The sequence below is a fragment of the Burkholderia sp. AU16482 genome (assembly GCF_002223285.1).
In the GTDB taxonomy this organism is placed as follows: Bacteria; Pseudomonadota; Gammaproteobacteria; order Burkholderiales; family Burkholderiaceae; genus Burkholderia; species Burkholderia semiarida.
The window spans coordinates 1-18309 of sequence record NZ_NKEY01000006.1 but is presented as its reverse complement, the minus strand read 5'-3'; the positions used below and the strand labels follow the sequence as shown (position 1 = coordinate 18309).

The following is an 18309-nucleotide window of genomic DNA, read 5'->3' as shown; positions in this document are numbered from 1 at the left end:
GGGCGAAACGCCAGCGTGATCGCACTATGGCAGACACACAGCAACAATAAAAACGCATAATGCTGATCGTTACGTTCAGTTTTCCTGATACCCCATGAAGATGCTCGATCACGACGTGCTGGCCACCGTCGTCGCCGTCGCGGAAACCGGCAACATGACCCGCGCGGCCGAGGCCGTGAACCGCTCGCAGTCGGCCGTGAGCATGCAGATCAAGAGCCTGGAAGACGCGATCGGCCGGCCGCTGTTCGTGCGCAAGCCGCGCAGCATCGTGCTGACGCGCGAAGGCGAGGTGCTGCTCGGATTCGCCAGACGAATGCTGGCGCTGCGTGACGAGGCATGGGCGGCCGTGGTGCGGCCGGAAGTGACCGGCAAGGTCGTGATCGGCGTGCCGGACGACTATGCGTCGTCGCTGCTGCCATCGGTGCTGAAGAAATTCTCCGCGACCTACCCGAAGGTCGAGATTCAGGTGATGGGGCTGCCGAGCAGCGCGCTCGCGCCGCTGATCAAGGAGGGCACCGTCGATCTCGTGTGCGGGACGCGCATCAAGGGGCTGTCGGGCGATTTCATCCGCCACGAGCCGATGGCGTGGGCCGCGATGACGAACGGGCCGCGCGTGTGGGAGGAGCGGCCGCTGCCCATCGCGGTGTTCATGCCGGGCAGCGTCGCGCGCGAGAACGCCATCCGCAGCCTCGAACGCGCGAAGGTACCGTACCGCACGTCGTATGAAAGCCCGAGCCTGCTCGGGCTGCTCAGCATGGTGGAGGCCGGCCTCGCGGTCGCGCCGCTCGCGCGCTGCGCGATTCCCGCGCAACTGTCGATGCTCGGCCGCTCGCACGGGCTGCCCGATCTCCCGCCGCTCGAGCTGATCCTCGCGCGCAGCACCAAGTCGAAACGGCCGCCGTGCGACTTCCTCGCGGAACAGTTGATGGAAGACCTGCAACGGCAGACCGGGCAGACCGGCGACGCCTGAGCCCGCCGGCGCTCGCTCGCCGCGGGCTCACCCGTGGCCCGTCGCGCCATGTCCGGCCGCGCGCAACGCCGCGTTGACGATGCCGGCCACCGTGTCCACGAGCGCTTCGAGCGTGTCGCCGTGCACGTGCCGCCCTGCCGGCGGAACATGCTCGCCGCGCCGGCCGCCCCACTGCGAGCCGGCCGTGACCGACAGCGTCGCGCTGAACCGCTGGCCGTGTCGCCGGCCGAAGATGCCGATGCGCCGCTCGGCTACATAAGCCTGTTCGGGAAGAAACAACCGGATCTCGACCGCGACTTGATCGGGGTCGGCCGCATTCGCATCCCCGTCCGCATCGAACGCCGGTGCGAGTGACTTGACAATGCGGAACGTCACGTGGGAATCCCACGCGGCGAGCGGCCCGCCGGCCGCATCGACGCGCTCGGCGTCGACCGACCACTGATGCCGATCGGGCACGCGAATCGCCTGGCGCAGCAGCACGTCCGCCGCGCGAACCGTCACCATCAATTGCCGGGCAAGCTGCCTGCCCGACGGCAACGCCGCGGCGTGCGCGCGGCGGGCGGCCGGGCGCGCGATACGCACTTCTTCCGTAAGGTACATGGGCCCTCCCTGTTCAGGGGTAGCGCCGCGTTCGACGCAGCGCACAAACGGCCGCCGTTGCCAGCCGGCGGACAGCACGCCGGCCGGCGAATCGGCGGCGGATTAACCGAGCAATCGGCGTTCCCGGCTCAGCGGGCGGCGGGCAGAACGCGCAACCGGCGCGCGACCGGCCCGATCACCGCGTCGACTTGCTGCGCGATCAGCGTGTGCAGCGTGAAATCCAGGTCTTCCGGTGCGATGTCGACATGCACGTGGATCACGTTGCGCACGGCGCGCGCGCTGACGACATACACACCGAGCGGGGAATGCAGCAACCCGGCGAGCCGGGCGTGCGCGGCCTCGGCGGAGTCGGCCGTCAGCGTGACGGGCAGTTGCAGGCGCGGGCGCGGCGGCGGAAACGGTGCGACGTCGTCGGGTGCGCCGGCGCGTAACCGGCGGCTGGCGACATCGAGCGCGGGAAAGGGATGAATGAAGGTCATGGCGTGGACGGAAGCCGTCCCGGCTGTTCGACACGTCCCCAGCTTAGAAGCGACCGTATAAAAGCCGTGCAAAAAAACGGGGCGGTCGTGCAAAAAACGGCATGCCGCGCGGCGGACGGATCCTGCTGTTTTACGAGCCGACCTGCCGCGTGGCGCTGCCGACGTTCGACAGGGGCAAGGCGGATACGACGGGCAATCGAGTCGACATCCGATCGGCCGTTTGGCGGACTCGGCCCGCCGGGGGCGCGGCGATATGCTGGGCGCTTTCCACTCGTCGCCCGCAGCCATGACCGTTCAGCGTGTCGATCTCAGTCACGTCCTGCCATACGAGACGATGTACTTCGACGATCGGCTCACGGTCGATCGAAACGATCTGGATATCGCCGCGTGCGTCGGCGTGGACGGCGACGTGCCGGACGAACTGCTGGTTTCGCTGTGTGGTGCGCCTGCCGGGTCGGACGTTCAGGTGTATCTCGATAGCACGAATCGACTGACGTTCTCCGTGACGCATCCAGGACTCATCCGATCCGAGAACCGCGTATCCGTGCTTCAAACCCACGAAGCGTCCATACTGGAACTTGGGATCATCGATCTCGTCGATAACGCTGTCGTCGGGCTCGGCGCGGCGATGCTGTGGCGAATCGTCAGGGCATGTGATAGGTTGAAGATCGCGCGGATCAGCGCATTCGCAATAGGCGGCCGCAAAGCACCACCCGAACCCGGCGGGCCTCGGCTCTGCGGATATTACGCGTGGCCGCGGTTTGGTTTCGATGCGCCCATTCCCGGCACGCATGGCGACGAGGCTGCACTGTTCCAGTACTTCCAGGGATATCCGGTCGGCTTGGCCGACGGATCGCTTCGGTCTCTGCATGCGCTTTACGCGACGCGATCCGGACGAGACTTCTGGCGGGCGGCCGGATCGCATCGCGTGATGACATTCAACGTTGCGCCTCATGGCGCGTCAGTACTGGCACTGCAACGATACCTGATCGAAAAAGGGATATACGGATGACTCGGAAACACCGTCCAATTGCCGGCTTTCGGATCGTGAAGCCCACGGCCGGACGCGGTCGCGCGCCGAACACCCATCTTCCCATTCGCTTCTCGCAGTTCAAGCAGTTCATCGACGCGCTCATCACGCACGAACGTCATGACGGACACTCGCAGGCGTCAAATACGGCTACCGTCGCGCCCGATACACTGCCGGCCCTCCACTCGCCCGCGCCACCGCAACGAAAAGTCTTCGACGTGGGGCCGATCGACCGGTCGAAGAGCACGCTGAGCGTCATCTCGATAGCCGACGCCGAAGCGCGTTGCCGCCGGGAAACGCTCCTGCACTTCGGGTTGGATCCGGACCTGTAACGCGTCGCAGGCCCCGGGCAGCCGCCTCCCCCTGCCACCATGCGACAACCGCGCCGGTCTGCGCGAGGTGTCTTTGTCCGCCCGCAGGCACAGGCCGGCCGCGAGCCTTTCATCGGCGTGACAATGCGTGTGATCGACACGAGCCGCTGGACCCGGCGAGGGTCGCCATGCGCGCCCCGTCAACCATGACAGGTCGACAGTCGGCGATCCGCCGATACACTGTGAGCCACCCCGACGGCCTCGATCGTGCTCACCCATGCCGGCCGTCGGCTTCGATTGCGCACGGCCCTCCCGCTTCCCGCCCGCCCCGCGCACCTTCCGCACGCTTTCCAAGGAGTTGCACTTGAAGCCCTGGCGCCATGCGCTGTTCGCCTTCGCCGGCCTCGCGGCCGCCGCGCCGTCTCACGCCCATCCCGTTTGCACCGTCGTCGCCGACGCCGACACCGGCACGGTGCTCGTGCAGCAGGGCGACTGCACGACCCGCGTGACGCCTGCATCGACGTTCAAGGTCGCAATCAGCTTGATGGGCTTCGACGCCGGCGTGCTGAAGGACGAGCACACGCCCACGCTCGATTTCCACACCGGCTACCCCGCCTGGGGCGGTGCGCCGTGGCGCGAGCCGACCGACCCGGCACGCTGGATGAAGCTGTCGATCTTCTGGTATTCGCAGCAGGTCGCGCAGGCGCTCGGGCAGGTACGCTTCCAGCAGTACACGAGCGCGTTCGGCTACGGCAACGCCGACGTCACCAGCAACGACGGCGAACGCCCCGGCGTGATGGGCGCGTGGGTCAATTCGTCGCTACGCATCTCGCCGCTCGAACAAGTCGCGTTCATGCGCGGGATCGCACGACGGACGCTGCCCGTCAGCGCGCACGCGTACGACATGACCGCACGCATCACGCTGATCGACACGCAACCGGGCGGCTGGACGGTGCACGGCAAGACCGGCACCGGCTCGCCGGGTATCAAGTACGATGCCGCGCACGCATACGGCTGGTTTGTCGGCTGGGCGACGAAGGGTGCGCGCACGCTGGTGTTCGCGAACCTGATCCAGGACGACGAGCGGCAGACGCCGAATGCCGGCCTGCGCTCGCGCGACACGTTCCTCGCGGCGCTGCCGACGCTTGCCGAACCGGCCCGGCCGCAATGAGCACCGCCCCCCGCAACGCCCGCATCGACCTGCTGCGCGGCGTCTCGATCCTGCTCGTCCTGCTGCATCACTTCAACATCGCGTATTCGCTGCGCGACACCGCGCTCGCGCGCGTGCTCGGCTGGGACACGATCCATGCGATCGTGCGCAATGGCAACTACGGCGTGACGATGTTCTTCACGATCTCGGGCTACCTGATCACGTCGAACGCGCGCCGCCGCTGGGGCAGCCTCGGCGCGCTCGACGTGCGCGCGTTCTACGTGTCACGGGTCGCCCGGATCGTCCCATGCCTGCTTCTGCTGCTCGCGCTCGTCAACGGTCTCGCGGCGGCCGGCGTGCCGATCTTCACGAACCATGCGCCGCAGGGCATCGCCGTGTCGTACTGGCTCGTGAATCTGGCGTCGCTCACGTTCTGGATGAACGTGCTGATCGGCGCGTACGGATGGGTCAATTACGCGCTCGGCGTGCTATGGTCGCTGTCGGTCGAAGAGGTGTTCTACCTGTCGTTCCCGCTGCTGTGCATCGCGCTGCGTCGCGACACGCGGTTGTTCGCGTTCTGGCTGCTGATTGCCGCGATCGGTCCCGTGTACCGCTACACGCACCAGGGTGACGAAGGCGGGTTCCTGTACGCGTACTTCGCATGCTTCGACGGCATCGCGATCGGCTGCTGCACCGCGCTGCTGGCCGCACGCGCGCGATGGCAGAAGCTTGCGGCCGCGCCCGTGCAATGGCTCGCCGCCGCACTGATGACCGCGCTCTATCTCGCGTGGCCGATCGCCGAAAGCCATGTGTTCGGCGTGTCCGCGATGGCGCTCGGCACGGCCATACTGCTGATCGGCGCGCATGCGGAACGCGGCGCCGCTCGCGGTCGCACGCTCGCGCCGCTGCGCTCGAGCGGCCGGCTCAGCTATGAGCTGTATCTGTTCCACCTGATCGTGCTCGGCGCGCTGCGCACGTTCTGGCCGCCGTCTGCCACGCACGGCAACGGCAAGCTGGCGCTGCTCGTCACCTATCTGGCGCTGTCGGCCGGCGTGAGCGCGGTCATCGCACGCGGCTACGCGACGCCGCTCGATCGCTTCATCAAGCGGGTCGCGTCGCGGCCCGGGGTGCAGGTAACGGACAGCGCGCGTGTCTAGCGCGTGACCATATCGCCAGTATCGCCGACACGACACCGGCGACCTGATCGCAAGCATTGCTCACGACGCGTCGACCCATCCAGCGGCAAGAATCGGACATGACGGCACGATGGATGGAATCTGGAAGAGTCGGTATGGCCGCTGCTAGGATGCGGCAGCGCGCCGCGGCCAGCTCAGCCGGCGTATTCGGCGGCGGCGCAGCGCACGGTCACGATGCGTGCCGGCGGCAGATTGGCCCAGACGATCCGGCTGTCGCACGCGACGAATCCCGGATCGCCGAGCAGATGACGGCCGGGCGGGCGCAGATCGTACGTGAACTGAATCATCACGCCGTCGGCCGACAGCACGCGTTGACATTGACCGAGGATCGCCGCCACGTCCACACGCGGCAGCGTGCGCAGCGGCAGGCACGACACGATCGCGTCGACCGTGGCGCCCGGCGGCAGCAGCCGCTCGAGCTGCCGCGCGTCGCCCGACACGATCGAGATGCCGGGAAAGCGACGCCGCAGATGCTGCACGAACGCCGGCGAGCGTTCGACCACGACGAGGCGCCGCGGCGCGACGCCGCGTTCGAGCAGCGCCGCGGTGACCGCGCCAGTGCCTCCGCCGAGCTCGACGACCAGCCCGTCGCCGCCCGGCACCGCGTCGGCCATCTCGCGCGCCAGATGCCGCGAACTCGGGCACAACGCACCGACCGAGGCCGGCCGGCCGACCCACTCGCGCACGAACAGTGCCGAGACACGCCACGCGTTCGGCCACGTCATAGGCGCGCCTCCAGCGCTTGTGCGGTCAGCCGCGGCGTGCCGACGACTGCGCGGAACAGGGTGACGGCGACACGGACAAGGTTCATGCGTATCCTCCTCGGCGAATCTGTCCGCCGCAGGACGCGCGACGATCAATCGATTCTAGGAAACGCAAACTTAAGGCGACGTGAAGATTGACCCTGATTCGCCTGACCAATTCGTGCCCGACCGGCCGCCCGTTCCACGGTCGGCGATCGACGCGCCGCGGCAAGCGCGCGGCGCAACGCTCGCCGACGATCCCAACCTGCGGCAGCGTCGTCTCTCCATCGCGGCGAGACCGTCGGCCAGCGACCTCGTGGTGGCGGCCGAAATGGGGTCTGGACATTGACGCGGAGTACCATTCGCCCGCGCCCCACCCGCCGATGGCGTCGACGGTGGTCTTCGATGCCATGTGCGAGCAGGCGGCACTGCCGGCGCTGTGCACCGCGCGCCATGCTGATTGCACGACGCGCAGCACACGTCACCGCAAGTTGGTTCTCGCGAGTTCGACGATCTCGTCGCCGCGCCCGCTGAGGATCGCGCGCAGCATGAACAGGCTGAAGCCCTTCGCATGCGCGAGCTCGATCTTCGGCGGCATCGCGAGCTCGTACTTCGACGTGACGACGTCGACCACCGCCGGCCCGTCATGCGCGAATGCCGTACGCAACGCGTGCTCGACGTTCTCCGAATGCTCGACGCGCACGCTGAAAATGCCGGCGCCTTTCGCGATCGCCGCGAAGTCGGTCGGGCTCAGGTCGACGTTCGTGTCGAGATAGCCGGCCGCCTTCAGCTCCATCGACACGAAGCCGAGCAGGCTGTTGTTGTACACGACGATCTTGATCGGCAGCTTGAGCTGGCGGGCGCTCAGCAGATCGCCGAGCAGCATCGACAGCCCGCCGTCGCCCGACAGCGACACGACCTGCCGCCCCGGATGCGCGCCCTGCGCGCCGAGCGCCTGCGGCATCGCATTCGCCATCGACCCGTGGTTGAACGAGCCGTGCAGTTGCCGCTTGCCGTTCATCGTCAGGTAGCGCGCCGCCCACAGCGTCGGCGTGCCGACGTCGGCCGTGAAGATCGCATCGTCGGCCGCGACTTCGTCGATGATCTTCGTCAGGTACTGCGGATGAATCGCGCGGCCCGGCGGCTCGGCCACCGCGAGATCGTCGAGCCCCTTGCGCGCGGCCGCATAGTGCTTCAGCGCATTCTCGAGGAAGCGCCGCTCCGTCTTGCGCGTCAAGCGCGGCAGCAACGCCGCGATCGTCTCCTTCACCGTGCCGACGAGCCCGAGCGCGAGCGGCGCGCGGTGGCCGAGCTGCGAGCCTTTCCAGTCGATCTGCACGACCTTCGCGTTCGCCGGATAGAACGGCCGGTACGGGAAATCCGTGCCGAGCATCAGCAGCGTGTCGCACGATTCCATCGCGTGATAGCCGGAGCTGAAACCGATCAGCCCCGTCATCCCGACGTCGAACGGGTTGTCCCATTCGACGAATTGCTTGCCGCGCAGCGCATGCACGACCGGCGCGCCGAGCGTGTCGGCCAGCGCGACCACTTCGTCGTGCGCGCCCTGCGTGCCGCTGCCGCACAGCAGCGTGACGGCGTCGGACCCGTTGAGCAGCGCCGCGAGCCGGTCGAGATCGGCATCGGCCGGCACGATGGACGGCGGTGCCGATTCGCTCCAGACAGGCGCCTCGTCGGGGCCGTCGCCGAGCGCGATGTCGCCCGGCAGCACGATCACCGCGACGCCGCGTTCCTCGATCGCGGTGCGCATCGCCCGCGCCAGCACGCGCGGAAACTGCGACGCGTTCGTCACGAGTTCGGCGAAGTGGCTGCACTCGCGAAACAGATCCTGCGGATGGGTTTCCTGGAAATAGCCGAGGCCGATCTCTGTCGACGGGATGTGCGCGGCGATCGCGAGCACCGGCTGGTGATTGCGGTGGCAGTCGTACAGGCCGTTGATCAGGTGCAGGTTGCCGGGGCCGCAGCTGCCCGCGCAAACGGCGAGCCGCCCGGTCGACGCGGCATCCGCGCCGGCCGCGAACGCCGCGCTTTCCTCGTGCCGCGTATGCATCCAGCGAATCGAGCCGATCTGGCTCAGGCTGAACGACAGGCCGTTCAGGCTGTCGCCCGTCACGCCCCAGATGCGCTCGACGCCCGCTGCCGCCAGCGTCTTCGCCAGGTATTCCGCCATCGTCTGTCTTGCCATGATGCCCTCACAGTTAGGTTATCGCGATATGCGGCATCTGCCCCGCATGGGCGCATGATAGTCAAGGACGCAAACTGACGTCTGATCGGTGCAATCGCGGCCCGTTGCGCGCGGAACACCCGCGCGAAACCGGCCGTCACGCCGCGCGACAGCGGCAACGCGTGCGTGGACAGGATCTCCGCGAGCACCATGAACGCGCATCCGCTCGGCGGGCTCGGCTTCATCGGTTTCGCGGACGAAGTGCGGGCGCAGGAGGCGCAGCCCGGCGCGGCGCCATTCGGTTCAGATGCCGGCCAATCTCGCCAGCGCGGCCTCCATCGCCGCGCGTATCTCCGGCCATTCCCGCTTGAGCGCGTCGAGACCGCCCGCAGCCAGCATGCGCTCGCCTTTCGCGCATGCTTCGCTCGACTCCGCATCGCCGGCCAGCGCGAAACCGCCTCGCATCGAATGCAGTTCGCCGCGGAGGCATGCGACGTCCCCGTGCGGCAACGCGGCATCGATCGTCGCCAGCGAGTGCAGCGTCGAGGCACGCAATTTTTCGCGTATCTCGTTCGTCATGGGCGGCACCGGCCGGGCGGCACGATCGGCCTGATGCGACGCCGCCGCGCCGCGTCCTCCGTGGCGCCGCAACACCGCGCCGAGCGCATCGATCGACAGCGGCTTGAGCACGACCTCCGCGACGCCGGTCTGCGCGCAGCGCCGCCGATCCTCCTCGGTCGCATGCGCGGTCATCGCGATCACCGGCACCTTCGCGCCCTGCTCGCGCAGGAAGTTCGCGAGCGCGAAGCCATCGAGTTCCGGCATGCCGAGATCGGTCAGCACCACGTCGAACGGATGCGCGAAGAACGCGCGCATCGCCTCGACACCGTTCGCGACGAGCATGGCGTCGCAGTGCAGCGCATCGAGCTGATCGCGCAGCAGCGCGCGGCTCGCCGGATGATCCTCCGCAACGAGCACGCGCAGCGGAGTCTCGCCCGCCGCGTATGCGGGCAACGACGACGCGGCGGAATCCGTCTCGTCGAACTCGGCGCGCCATCCGGACGGGGCGTCGCGCAACGGCAGCGACACGATGAACGTCGCGCCCTGGCCCGGCCGGGTCTCGACCGCCAGGTCGCCATGCATCAGCCGCGCGAGGCGCCGGCACAACGGCAGGCCGAGCCCCGTGCCGCCGAAGCGCCGGTAGATCGACGCATCGGTCTGGACATACACGTCGAACAACGTCGGCAGACTCTCCGGCGCGATACCGATACCGGTGTCGCGTACCACCACCTCGACGCCATGCGCTCGACCGTCGGCGCCCGTCGGGCGCGCCTCGATCGTCACGCTGCCGCGCTCGGTGAACTTGATTGCGTTGCTGACGAGATTCGACACGATCTGACGCAGGCGAGTGGGGTCGCCGACATAACCGTCGGCCAGTCGCGGATCGATCCTGCATTCGAGCGCGAGGTGCCGGGCGGCGGCGAGCGGACGGAAAATCGCCGCGACGTCGCGCACAACCGCACGCAAATCGAACGGCACGGCCTCCAGCACCATCTGGTTCGATTCGACCTTCGACAGATCGAGCACGTCGTTGATCACGCGCAGCAACGCATCCGACGACGACATCACCGTCTGCAGGCGTCGCCGCTCGTCGGCCGGCAACGGCGCGCGCTCCATCAACTCCAGATTGCCGACGATCGCGTTCAGCGGCGTGCGGATCTCGTGGCTCATCGTCGCGAGGAACGTCGACTTCGCCTTGTTCGCATCGTCCGCCGCCTGCCGGGCCTCGCGCAGCATGCCCTCTACCCGCTTGTGCGCGGTGATGTCGGTCAGCGTACAGAGCAACACATCGACGCCGCGATAGCGCGTACGGACGATGTGCGCGGCGAGAAAGGCCGTCCCGTCGCCGGCGCGACCGACCGGCAATTCGTGCGTGACGACACGTGGCGTCCGCCCACCCGCCATACTGTCGTGATAGGCCTGCCAGATGCGCTTGCCGAGCGGCGGCTCGGTTCGGGTGTCGTCAAATGCCTGCGCGGCCTCGTTGCGCACCATGGTGTCGCCGTTGGCGAGCGACAGCAGCATGAGCCCGGCCGGCGCCGTGCGAATCAGCGTGCGGTTCAGCGCCTCGCTTTCGATCAGCCGGATTGCACGACGGTTCATCGGGCGCAGCGCGCGTCGGTCGAACATCACGATCGCGAACCACACCATGCCGATCGCCAGCACCGCGAGACCGATCGCGATTCCGAGGCGGGCAACCACGTCGTCGAACAGGCTGCGCCACGAGATGGTCGCGATCAACGCCGCGCGGAACCCCGCCATCTGGTCGCCGATGACGATATTCATGCCGACGCGATGGAGCGCCGCCCTTTCATCGCGCGCCCCTTGCGCAAAGTCGAGTGCGCGGGCAGTCAGCGCCGGATCCGCTTCGCGCCCCGTCAGGACATGCGCGCCCGGGGCGACCAGCGCGTAATCCTTGCCGACGGACGACGAACGCAGAAAATCGTCGATCGCAGGTCGCGTGACAAGGGCAAACCAGGCGATCGGCTTGCCCTGCGCGTCGCGTACTGCCTGCACGAACCGCAACACCGAACGCCCGACGAGCGGGTCTTGTCGCCGGTCCAGCAGGATCTTCCGGTAATCCGATTCGGCCGCCGCCGATATGAACTCGGGCGGCGGCTGCAACTGCCGGATCAATGCCTTGATGTCGAAGCCCGCGGGCAGCGCCAGCACCTGCTTGACCAACGGATACCCGGCGACAATGACGAAATTGCCTTCCGGATCGATCAGATATCCGCCCATTCCCGGATCGCCGGGCTGTTGTGCCGGCATGGTGCCCGTGACCTCGCTCTGCGCGAGCAGCCTGCCCAGCCACGGAGCGTAGGCCTTTGCCGACTGCGATGACGAAGCGACCGCGAACGCGGCAAAGGCCACCCGCCCCGCCTCGCCAACGACGACCAGCCTGCCGCGATCGTCGGCGAAGCGCCCGAGCGTATCGGGCGCCACGGCCGTGCGGTTCCTGGCGATCAACTCGATGTTCTCGACATAGCGGTTCTGCAGCGCCCTGACCACCTCCATCTCCGTGAGCAGGTCGGCCTTGCGCACCAGAAACTCCGAACGGTACTGCGTAAGCGATTCCTGCAGGTCGAGTCGCACGACAAGTGCCGCGCAAACCAGCACGAACACCGTGATCGCCACACCGCTTCCGTACAGCAGCCATTGCTGCTGGCGCCGCACGCGCCCGGGCTCGAACGGCTTGCGGCCTGGCGCGGTAGCGTGCGCAATCAGCGCTTTCAGTTTGGTGGGCATAAGAGACGCTGGCAGAATGATTTTTGAAGTTGCCGCCAGCAGATGATGCAAGCGGCGATTTTCATGAACGCCTCGCGTATGGCAGCGATGCGTTCGAACCGGATACGCAAGCGCCCGAAGTTGCGCAGCCACGCAAAGGGGCGCACGACGCCCCAGCGGGTTTGTCCGAGGCCACTGCCGTGCGGCTCACGTCGACGGGCGGTCTGCGCAGCGATACTTTTGTTGGATTTTCCAGGTGTCGTGGAAGTCGCGTCGGCGCCGGTGCAGCCGCCCGCGCCGCCCGGGTCACGGTTACCGCCCGCCGGTTGCTAGTCTACGCATCGGTCGCAGGCATGTCGGGCAGATGGCCCTCGCTTGCATAGCGGATCAGATCCGCGTCGCGGACGATGCCGAGCTTCTTCATCGCGCTCGACTTCTGCGAGCTGATCGTCTGCTTGCTCCGGTGAAGCTGAATGGCGATCTCGCCGACCGTCATGCCGGCCCCGTAAAGCCGCACGACCTCGATTTCGCGGGCCGTCAGCGCACGCGTGCCCGTCGATTTCTCGGTGCCCTCGAGCAACTGCTTGACGAACGGCGACAGATAGTTCGCGCCGACATAGGCCGCGTGAACCGCGCCGACCAGATGCGAAATCGCATCGGACTTGCTGAGGATGCACCCCACGCCCTGCCGCTGGATCGCATGCAGCACACTGGGATTGTCGATCATCGTGATCGTGACGAGATGAAGCGCGGGATAGCGGCGCTGCAGAAACGACAACAACGTGAGGCCGTCGCCATACTTGCCGCCCGGCATCACGTAATCGACGACGAGCACGTCGCTCTGCTGCTCGTCGAGCATCGCCACCAGATCGGTCGAATTCGAGACAGTGCCGAGCAGCTTGATCGTGCTGCTGCCCGCGAGTGCCTGCGACATCCCGAGTGCGGACGACGGATGATCGTCCGCCACCATCACTCGCACAAAAAATTCATCCATCTTTATTCTTCTCCCGATACACGCGGCCCGACGTGCCATGTTGCGCGACGCGCCGGGATTCGAATCGATCTCGCAACGGTTGGATTGCGACGTTCAGCGAACCGGGCGGTGCGCAGCGTAATTTTAGGATAATAGACGGGTTCGGCGTCGCCACCGAGAATCGGGACGGGCGGCGCTTCCGCCGGTCCGCGCCCGTCGAGCTTCGACGCCACCGCCGACGCGCCGGCCGCCGGCTGGAACACGGCGCCGCGACGGCACGCACGTTCGGCGATCGGACGCCCACGCACACCCGATCGACGGCCCCCACACCGTCGATCCATCCCGTCCCGCAAAGCGCCTTGGCCCGTTGCCTAACGCCTGGCCACGGTCTTGTCCGGTTCATCCATCCTGTCGTCCGCAGCATGCTGCCACTCGGTGATCGCCCGCCGCTTCTGCGACGGCGACATCATCATGAACTCGTTCAGCCTCGTGAGGAAATCCCGTCTGGATTTCTCCGGTAGCGTCGCGAATCCAAGCAACAGCCCGAACACCTTCCCCATATAGCGCACGGCCTTCGCCCTCCTTGTTCAATCGAAATCACGCGGCATCCGGGCGATGCCGCGTGTCTGCCTTGCCAGTTTGGACACGGGCGATCTACGCCGCAGTCGTATCGTTCATTTTTATCGTCCCGGCCAGTGCGCCGTCGCAGCCACGGCTGCTCTCGACGCCGGTCGTTCGTCCGCGGCGACGGCGGGAAACCGTATCTCGCGCTGTCGTGCGATACGGGCCAGGCTGCGACGCAGGTCGGCCAGCGTCACCGGCTTGGTCAGCACGCAGTCGACGTTCGACGCCGCGTAACGACGCGCGTCCTCGGGCGTCAAATGCGATGCGACCGCGACCATGTCGCAAGGCAACGCGCGCGCATGGACGGCTTCCGCGAGTTCGCATGCCGACATGTCGGGCAGGTCGGCGCCGAGCAGCAGCACGTCCCACGCACCGCTCGCGAGCGTATCGAGTGCGGCGCCGCCGGACGACACGCACCGGACCGCGCAACCGAGCACCTCGAGCTGCTCGCGGAAAATCGACCCGTTGACCGACGCATCGTCGGCAACCAGCACGCGAGGCACACGCGCGCCGGAACTTCCCGCTGGCCGATCGTCACTCCCTTCCCGCGCCGGCGGCCGCCGCTGCTCGGCCGTCGCGACGCGCGCCTGCTCGATCGCCGTGCACAACCCGTTCAACGAATAGCTCGACACGCGGATCGTGCGGCCCGCGACGTTCGGCTGCAGCGGGCCGTCCGGTGTCGCGAGTACGACCGGCGTACCGCCGCCGAGACTGTCGAGCTCGTCGCGCCGCCACTGCTCCGAATCGCCGAAGAGTACGATCGCGTGAGCACGCTCGAGGCACCCGGCGGCAATCCCGATCGGACTCGGATGCATCGCGACATCGAAACCCCATGCACGCAGATGCGGAAAGGCGAACGCGCGCCACGCATCGTCGGGCGACACGACGATCAGTGTCCGGCGCTCGCCTGTCACCGCCCGGGATTTCGGCGCAATCTCCATGCGCAGCGGCAACCGAACGGTAAACCGGCTGCCGACGCCCGGCGCGCTGTCGACCGAAATCGTCCCGCCCATCGCCGCGACGAGCCGATCGCACAGCGCGAGGCCGAGCCCCGTGCCGCCATAGCGCCGCGTGATCGACGCGTCGACCTGGGAAAACGGCTTGAACAGCCGGGCCCGCTGCGCGGGATCGATGCCGATGCCCGTGTCCTCGATGCCGATCGCGAGTTCCGGTACGCCGCCCGTGCCTCGCCCCGCCACCACACGGGCGACGACGCGGCCTTCGCGAGTGAACTTGATCGCGTTGCCCAGCAGGTTGCCGACCACCTGCGCGAGCCGCGTCGGATCGCCGCGCATGCGCTGCGCGCCGCTCGCGTCGATGTCGGCGAACAGCGGCAATCCCTTCGCCTTCGCGACGGAGGAAAATGCCGCCAGTTCGCGCTCGATCACCGCGATCACGTCGAACTCGATCGACTCGACCGACATCGCGCCGGCCTCGATCTTCGAGAAATCGAGGATATCGCTGACGATCGCGAGGAGGCCCTCCGCCGATGCGCGCAACGTCTGCACGCGGCTCTGCTGCGATGCATCGAGCGCCGTGCGCTCGAGCAATTCGAGGTTGCCGAGGATCACGTTGAGCGGGGTCCGGATCTCATGGCTCGTCGCGGCGAGAAACGACGACTTGGCGGCATTCGCCGAATCGGCCGCGCGCACGGCTTCCTCGAGCTGATGCACGAGCCGGCGCTGGGCACTCGTGTCGGCGAAGGACGCGATCATCACGTCCTCGCCTTGATAGCGCGCACCGTGCGCGATGACCTCCAGATGCAGCGGCGCGGCGCCGGATGCGTCGAGCACGAGTTCGGTCGTCATCGTTCGGCCAGCGCCTTCGTCCGCGACGAACCCCTCGTATTGCGCGAGGACCTGCGCCGCCAGCGCCTGCGGATCGCCGCCGTACGGCACGAGCATCTGCGCCAGCACGTCGCTCGCCAGTATCACGCGGCGATCGGATCGTGACACGAGCCCGATGCCGACGGGCGCCATTCCGATCACGCTGCGGCACAGATCCTCGCTGTCGAACACGCGTGCCGAGCGCGCGTAGACGGGCACGAGCATGCGCCGGTAGAAACGCACCAGCAGCAGCCACATCACCGCGATCGCCAGCAGCGACGTCGCGACGAGCGCCCCGGCCTGCACGCCGATCGCGGCCGCGACATCGGCCAGCGACAGCGCATAGGCGATCGTCCAGCCGGTTGCGGCGAGCGGGCCGCGGAACACGATCGTGCCGTCGCGAAACATCGCCTCGGCCGGCGCCGCGTGCTCGTGCGCGACGTCCAGCGCGAGCAGGCGCGCGTCGAGCGCCGGCGTGCGCTCGACCCCGGGATCGATCGTGATGAGCCGGTTGTCCGCGGTCGTGATGAAGAAAACGCCCGCCGCGTGGCGATCCTGCAGCCACGACAGCAGATATTCAGGCGCGTACTCCGTCACGAGCACCGCGAACGGCTGGTCGTCGGCGCGCGCCTGCGCGGCGATCCGGATGCGGGCCTGCCCCGTCACCGGGTTGACGTAGGGCGGCAACCAATGCACGTGCGGCCGACCATCCGCGCCGAGTTCGGGCGTGGGTGTGAAATCGATGCGCAACGCGTCGAGCACATGCGCGCGCGCCTCGGCCGTGGCCAGCGCCGGGTTGTCGCCCGACAGGTGCGGCACCAGACCGAACAGCCCCGTGCGCGTGCTGTAGTGGTAACCCTCCAAGGTGCGTCCGCGATTGAGCGAACTCGCCGCGCAGATACGCGACAGCATGAACGACAGCGCGAGGTAGCGCGCCACCTCGTCGCGCCGCGTCGTCTGGCCCGGCACGCCGACCACCAGCGACGGATACGGCTTGATCGCGAGTTTCTCGCCGTCGGCGAAGAATGCGTCGACGACGGACGCCGGCGCCGCATCGAGCTCTCGCCAGATCAGCTGCGTATTCGCGACGCCGTTGCGGAACGACGTCTCGCTCACCTGAATCTCGTCGACGGTTTCCTCGACGCCGTTCAGGAAATTGCGCCGCTCGCCGTCCAGATAGCCGTATACGATCGACACGATCCCGAGCCCGCAGGCGACGAGAATCAGGATCGTCACGACAATGGCGCCGCCGAACATCGAAATGCTCTGATAGCGGCGAATGGACTGAAGCGTGCTGTACGGCATGGCCTGGCGCGACGGCACGTCGGGTTCGGCGGTGAGCGGATGCTCGGCCCGGACGGACGTCACGATGGAATGAAAGGGATGGAGTTGTCCCGATCATGCCAAACGACTCGGGGGAAATCAGTCGAGTCAGGCCGTTTTAGTACTCGTCTGAATAATTTGAATAATTGTTTTGAACTTGACCGAGTCTTTGGCGCGACATTTCGACCGATCCGGGCCGCGGCGTCACGCGGAGAACGGCAAAGCGCGGCGTACGCAGAAACGAAATACCGCCGGCAAGCCGGCGGCAAAAGATGCGCCCACGCATCGCGTGTCGCACCTGAGGCACTCGATGAGGTGCGCGCGGATCATTCTCGAATGAACGCCCCGCGCGGCGCGCCCGCTCAGTTCTGCGTGAGCGGATTCAGCGTCGTGCACAGGAAGCCCGTGCAGTTCTTCGGCGCGAAATAGAACGACGCCATCACCGGCGGCACGGTGGTGCCGAGCGCGATGTCGCTCAGATACGCCGAGCCCTGCGCGCCGAACGTGTTCGCCTGCTGCACGAAGTTCGCGCCGGTCGACTGGATCGCGGCCGACTGGTACGTGAAGGTCGGCGACTGCGTCTGGTCCTTCACGTAGACCCACGAGATCGCCGTGCCGAACGCCATCGCGCCCTTCGCGCGGTAGCCTTTCGCGCCTTCGCTGTTGGCCTGCGCGATGAAGTCGCCGACCGTCGACGTCGGCGCCAGCGCGTCGTACGTATAGGTTGCGTTCGACGCGTTGTTCTTCATGTAGACGTTCGCCTGCACGGCCCCGACCATCAGCGGGCCGACGAACCAGTAGCCCGACTGGCCCTGGCCGTTCGCCTGTGTGAGGAACGCGTTCGCATCGGCCGGCAGCCCGGTCGTCGTGTACGTGTAGGTGGCCGACGAGCCGCCGTCCTTGCGATAGAGATCGCCGTACGTGAGCGGCCCTTCGTAGCGGTAGCCGCTCGCCCCTTGCGCGTTGGCCGTATTGACGAAGGACGTCATGTCGGCCGGCGCCGTCTGCAACTGATACGTGTAGGTCTGCGCGGTGCCGTCATTCACGAAGATCGACTGCGTGCCGCCATTGCCCGCAGCGTAGAAGTAGTCGCCCAGATAACGATAGCCCTTCGCGCCTTCGTTGTTGACCAGCGTCAGGAAACTGGCCCGATCGGCCGCGACAGGCTGCGCCTCGTAGCGCCAGGTCAGCGTGCCGCCGCCCGAGCCGCCCGAGCCGCCGTTGCCGCCGGAACCCGCGCCGCCCGTCCCGCCGCTGCCGCCGCTGCCGCCGCTGCCGCCGTTGTTGGTCGTCCCCGAACCGCCGGACGACGCGGGCGATGAATTGTCGTCGCCGCCGCAAGCGGTCAGCGCGAGGCAGGTCAATGCGATCAGTGCAACGGCTTTCATCGGAATCACCTTTCAAACGAGCAGGACGAACGACGCCCGTACGCGCGGATCACACCGCACGCACCGACCATCACGAATCAGGAATCAGGAATCGGGGCCCGACAAGCGGCCGGCGGCATCCCGCCGGCCCGTCAGCGTCAGTTGACCTGAAGCTGGCCACCGCGGCCCAGGCCGCCCTTCACGTCCTGCGCCTTGTAGCTGCGCAGCGCGACGACCATCTTGTTCC

General features: G+C 67.4%; 14 protein-coding genes and 1 pseudogene. 5 read left to right on the top strand and 10 right to left on the bottom strand.

What is annotated here, in order from left to right; translation table 11 throughout:
* Positions 1–94 precede the first annotated feature (94 nt).
* On the top strand, positions 95–970 hold the full coding sequence (locus CFB35_RS17420) for a LysR family transcriptional regulator (RefSeq protein WP_006485479.1): 876 nt from the start codon (positions 95–97) through the stop codon (positions 968–970).
* 27 nt (positions 971–997) lie between these two features.
* Here CFB35_RS17420 and CFB35_RS17415 read toward each other — a convergent pair whose 3' ends face one another.
* Together CFB35_RS17415 and CFB35_RS17410 are read right to left on the bottom strand one after the other, a co-directional pair.
* A complete protein-coding gene (locus CFB35_RS17415) occupies positions 998–1570 on the bottom strand; it encodes a hypothetical protein (RefSeq protein ID WP_059579673.1) in 573 nt (190 codons plus the stop codon).
* Positions 1571–1698: 128 nt separating this feature from the next.
* The gene (locus CFB35_RS17410) at positions 1699–2049 is read right to left on the bottom strand and encodes a hypothetical protein (RefSeq protein WP_089465324.1); all 351 of its coding nucleotides are present in this window, start codon (positions 2047–2049) and stop codon (positions 1699–1701) included.
* Positions 2050–2302: 253 nt separating this feature from the next.
* On the opposite strand from CFB35_RS17410, the gene CFB35_RS17405 reads away from it, so the two are divergent.
* From CFB35_RS17405 to CFB35_RS17390, 4 genes are all read left to right on the top strand, one after another.
* Positions 2303–3061, top strand: a complete 759-nt coding sequence (locus tag CFB35_RS17405) for a hypothetical protein (protein ID WP_226094110.1) — start codon at positions 2303–2305, stop codon at positions 3059–3061.
* Positions 3058–3411 (top strand): hypothetical protein, encoded by a 354-nt coding sequence (locus CFB35_RS17400; protein ID WP_089465323.1) that lies wholly within the window; start codon positions 3058–3060, stop codon positions 3409–3411. The genes CFB35_RS17405 and CFB35_RS17400 overlap by 4 nt, the downstream gene beginning before the upstream one ends.
* Positions 3412–3754: 343 nt before the next feature.
* The gene (gene blaOXA / locus CFB35_RS17395) at positions 3755–4561 is read left to right on the top strand and encodes an OXA-1043 family class D beta-lactamase (protein WP_089465322.1); all 807 of its coding nucleotides are present in this window, start codon (positions 3755–3757) and stop codon (positions 4559–4561) included.
* Positions 4558–5697, top strand: coding sequence for an acyltransferase (locus CFB35_RS17390; RefSeq protein ID WP_089465321.1), 1140 nt, complete (start codon positions 4558–4560; stop codon positions 5695–5697). Before blaOXA ends, CFB35_RS17390 begins: the two co-directional genes overlap by 4 nt.
* A 173-nt stretch (positions 5698–5870) precedes the next feature.
* Here CFB35_RS17390 and CFB35_RS17385 read toward each other — a convergent pair whose 3' ends face one another.
* From CFB35_RS17385 to CFB35_RS17355, 8 genes and pseudogenes are all read right to left on the bottom strand, one after another.
* Positions 5871–6461 carry a class I SAM-dependent methyltransferase gene (locus CFB35_RS17385; RefSeq protein ID WP_089465320.1) on the bottom strand — a complete coding sequence of 197 codons (591 nt, stop codon included), beginning with the start codon at positions 6459–6461 and terminating at the stop codon, positions 5871–5873.
* A 499-nt stretch (positions 6462–6960) separates the two neighbouring features.
* On the bottom strand, positions 6961–8682 hold the full coding sequence (poxB, locus tag CFB35_RS17380) for a ubiquinone-dependent pyruvate dehydrogenase (RefSeq protein WP_089465319.1): 1722 nt from the start codon (positions 8680–8682) through the stop codon (positions 6961–6963).
* Positions 8683–8964: 282 nt separating this feature from the next.
* Positions 8965–11970 carry an ATP-binding protein gene (locus tag CFB35_RS17375; protein ID WP_089465318.1) on the bottom strand — a complete coding sequence of 1002 codons (3006 nt, stop codon included), beginning with the start codon at positions 11968–11970 and terminating at the stop codon, positions 8965–8967.
* Positions 11955–12185 (bottom strand): annotated as a pseudogene (locus CFB35_RS35365) (hypothetical protein); the annotation flags it as partial. The pseudogene CFB35_RS35365 and the gene CFB35_RS17375, both read right to left, overlap by 16 nt.
* Before the next feature lie 98 nt (positions 12186–12283).
* The gene (locus tag CFB35_RS17370) at positions 12284–12943 is read right to left on the bottom strand and encodes a response regulator (protein ID WP_089465317.1); all 660 of its coding nucleotides are present in this window, start codon (positions 12941–12943) and stop codon (positions 12284–12286) included.
* A 350-nt stretch (positions 12944–13293) separates the two neighbouring features.
* A complete protein-coding gene (locus CFB35_RS17365; protein ID WP_081059181.1) occupies positions 13294–13482 on the bottom strand; it encodes a hypothetical protein in 189 nt (62 codons plus the stop codon).
* 120 nt (positions 13483–13602) lie between these two features.
* Complete coding sequence (locus CFB35_RS17360; protein WP_089465756.1) at positions 13603–16677, bottom strand: ATP-binding protein; 3075 nt, start codon at positions 16675–16677, stop codon at positions 13603–13605.
* Between the two features lie 380 nt (positions 16678–17057).
* Positions 17058–18083: a hypothetical protein gene (locus CFB35_RS17355; protein ID WP_089465316.1), complete on the bottom strand. Its 1026-nt coding sequence runs from the start codon at positions 18081–18083 to the stop codon at positions 17058–17060.
* Positions 18084–18309: the final 226 nt, after the last annotated feature.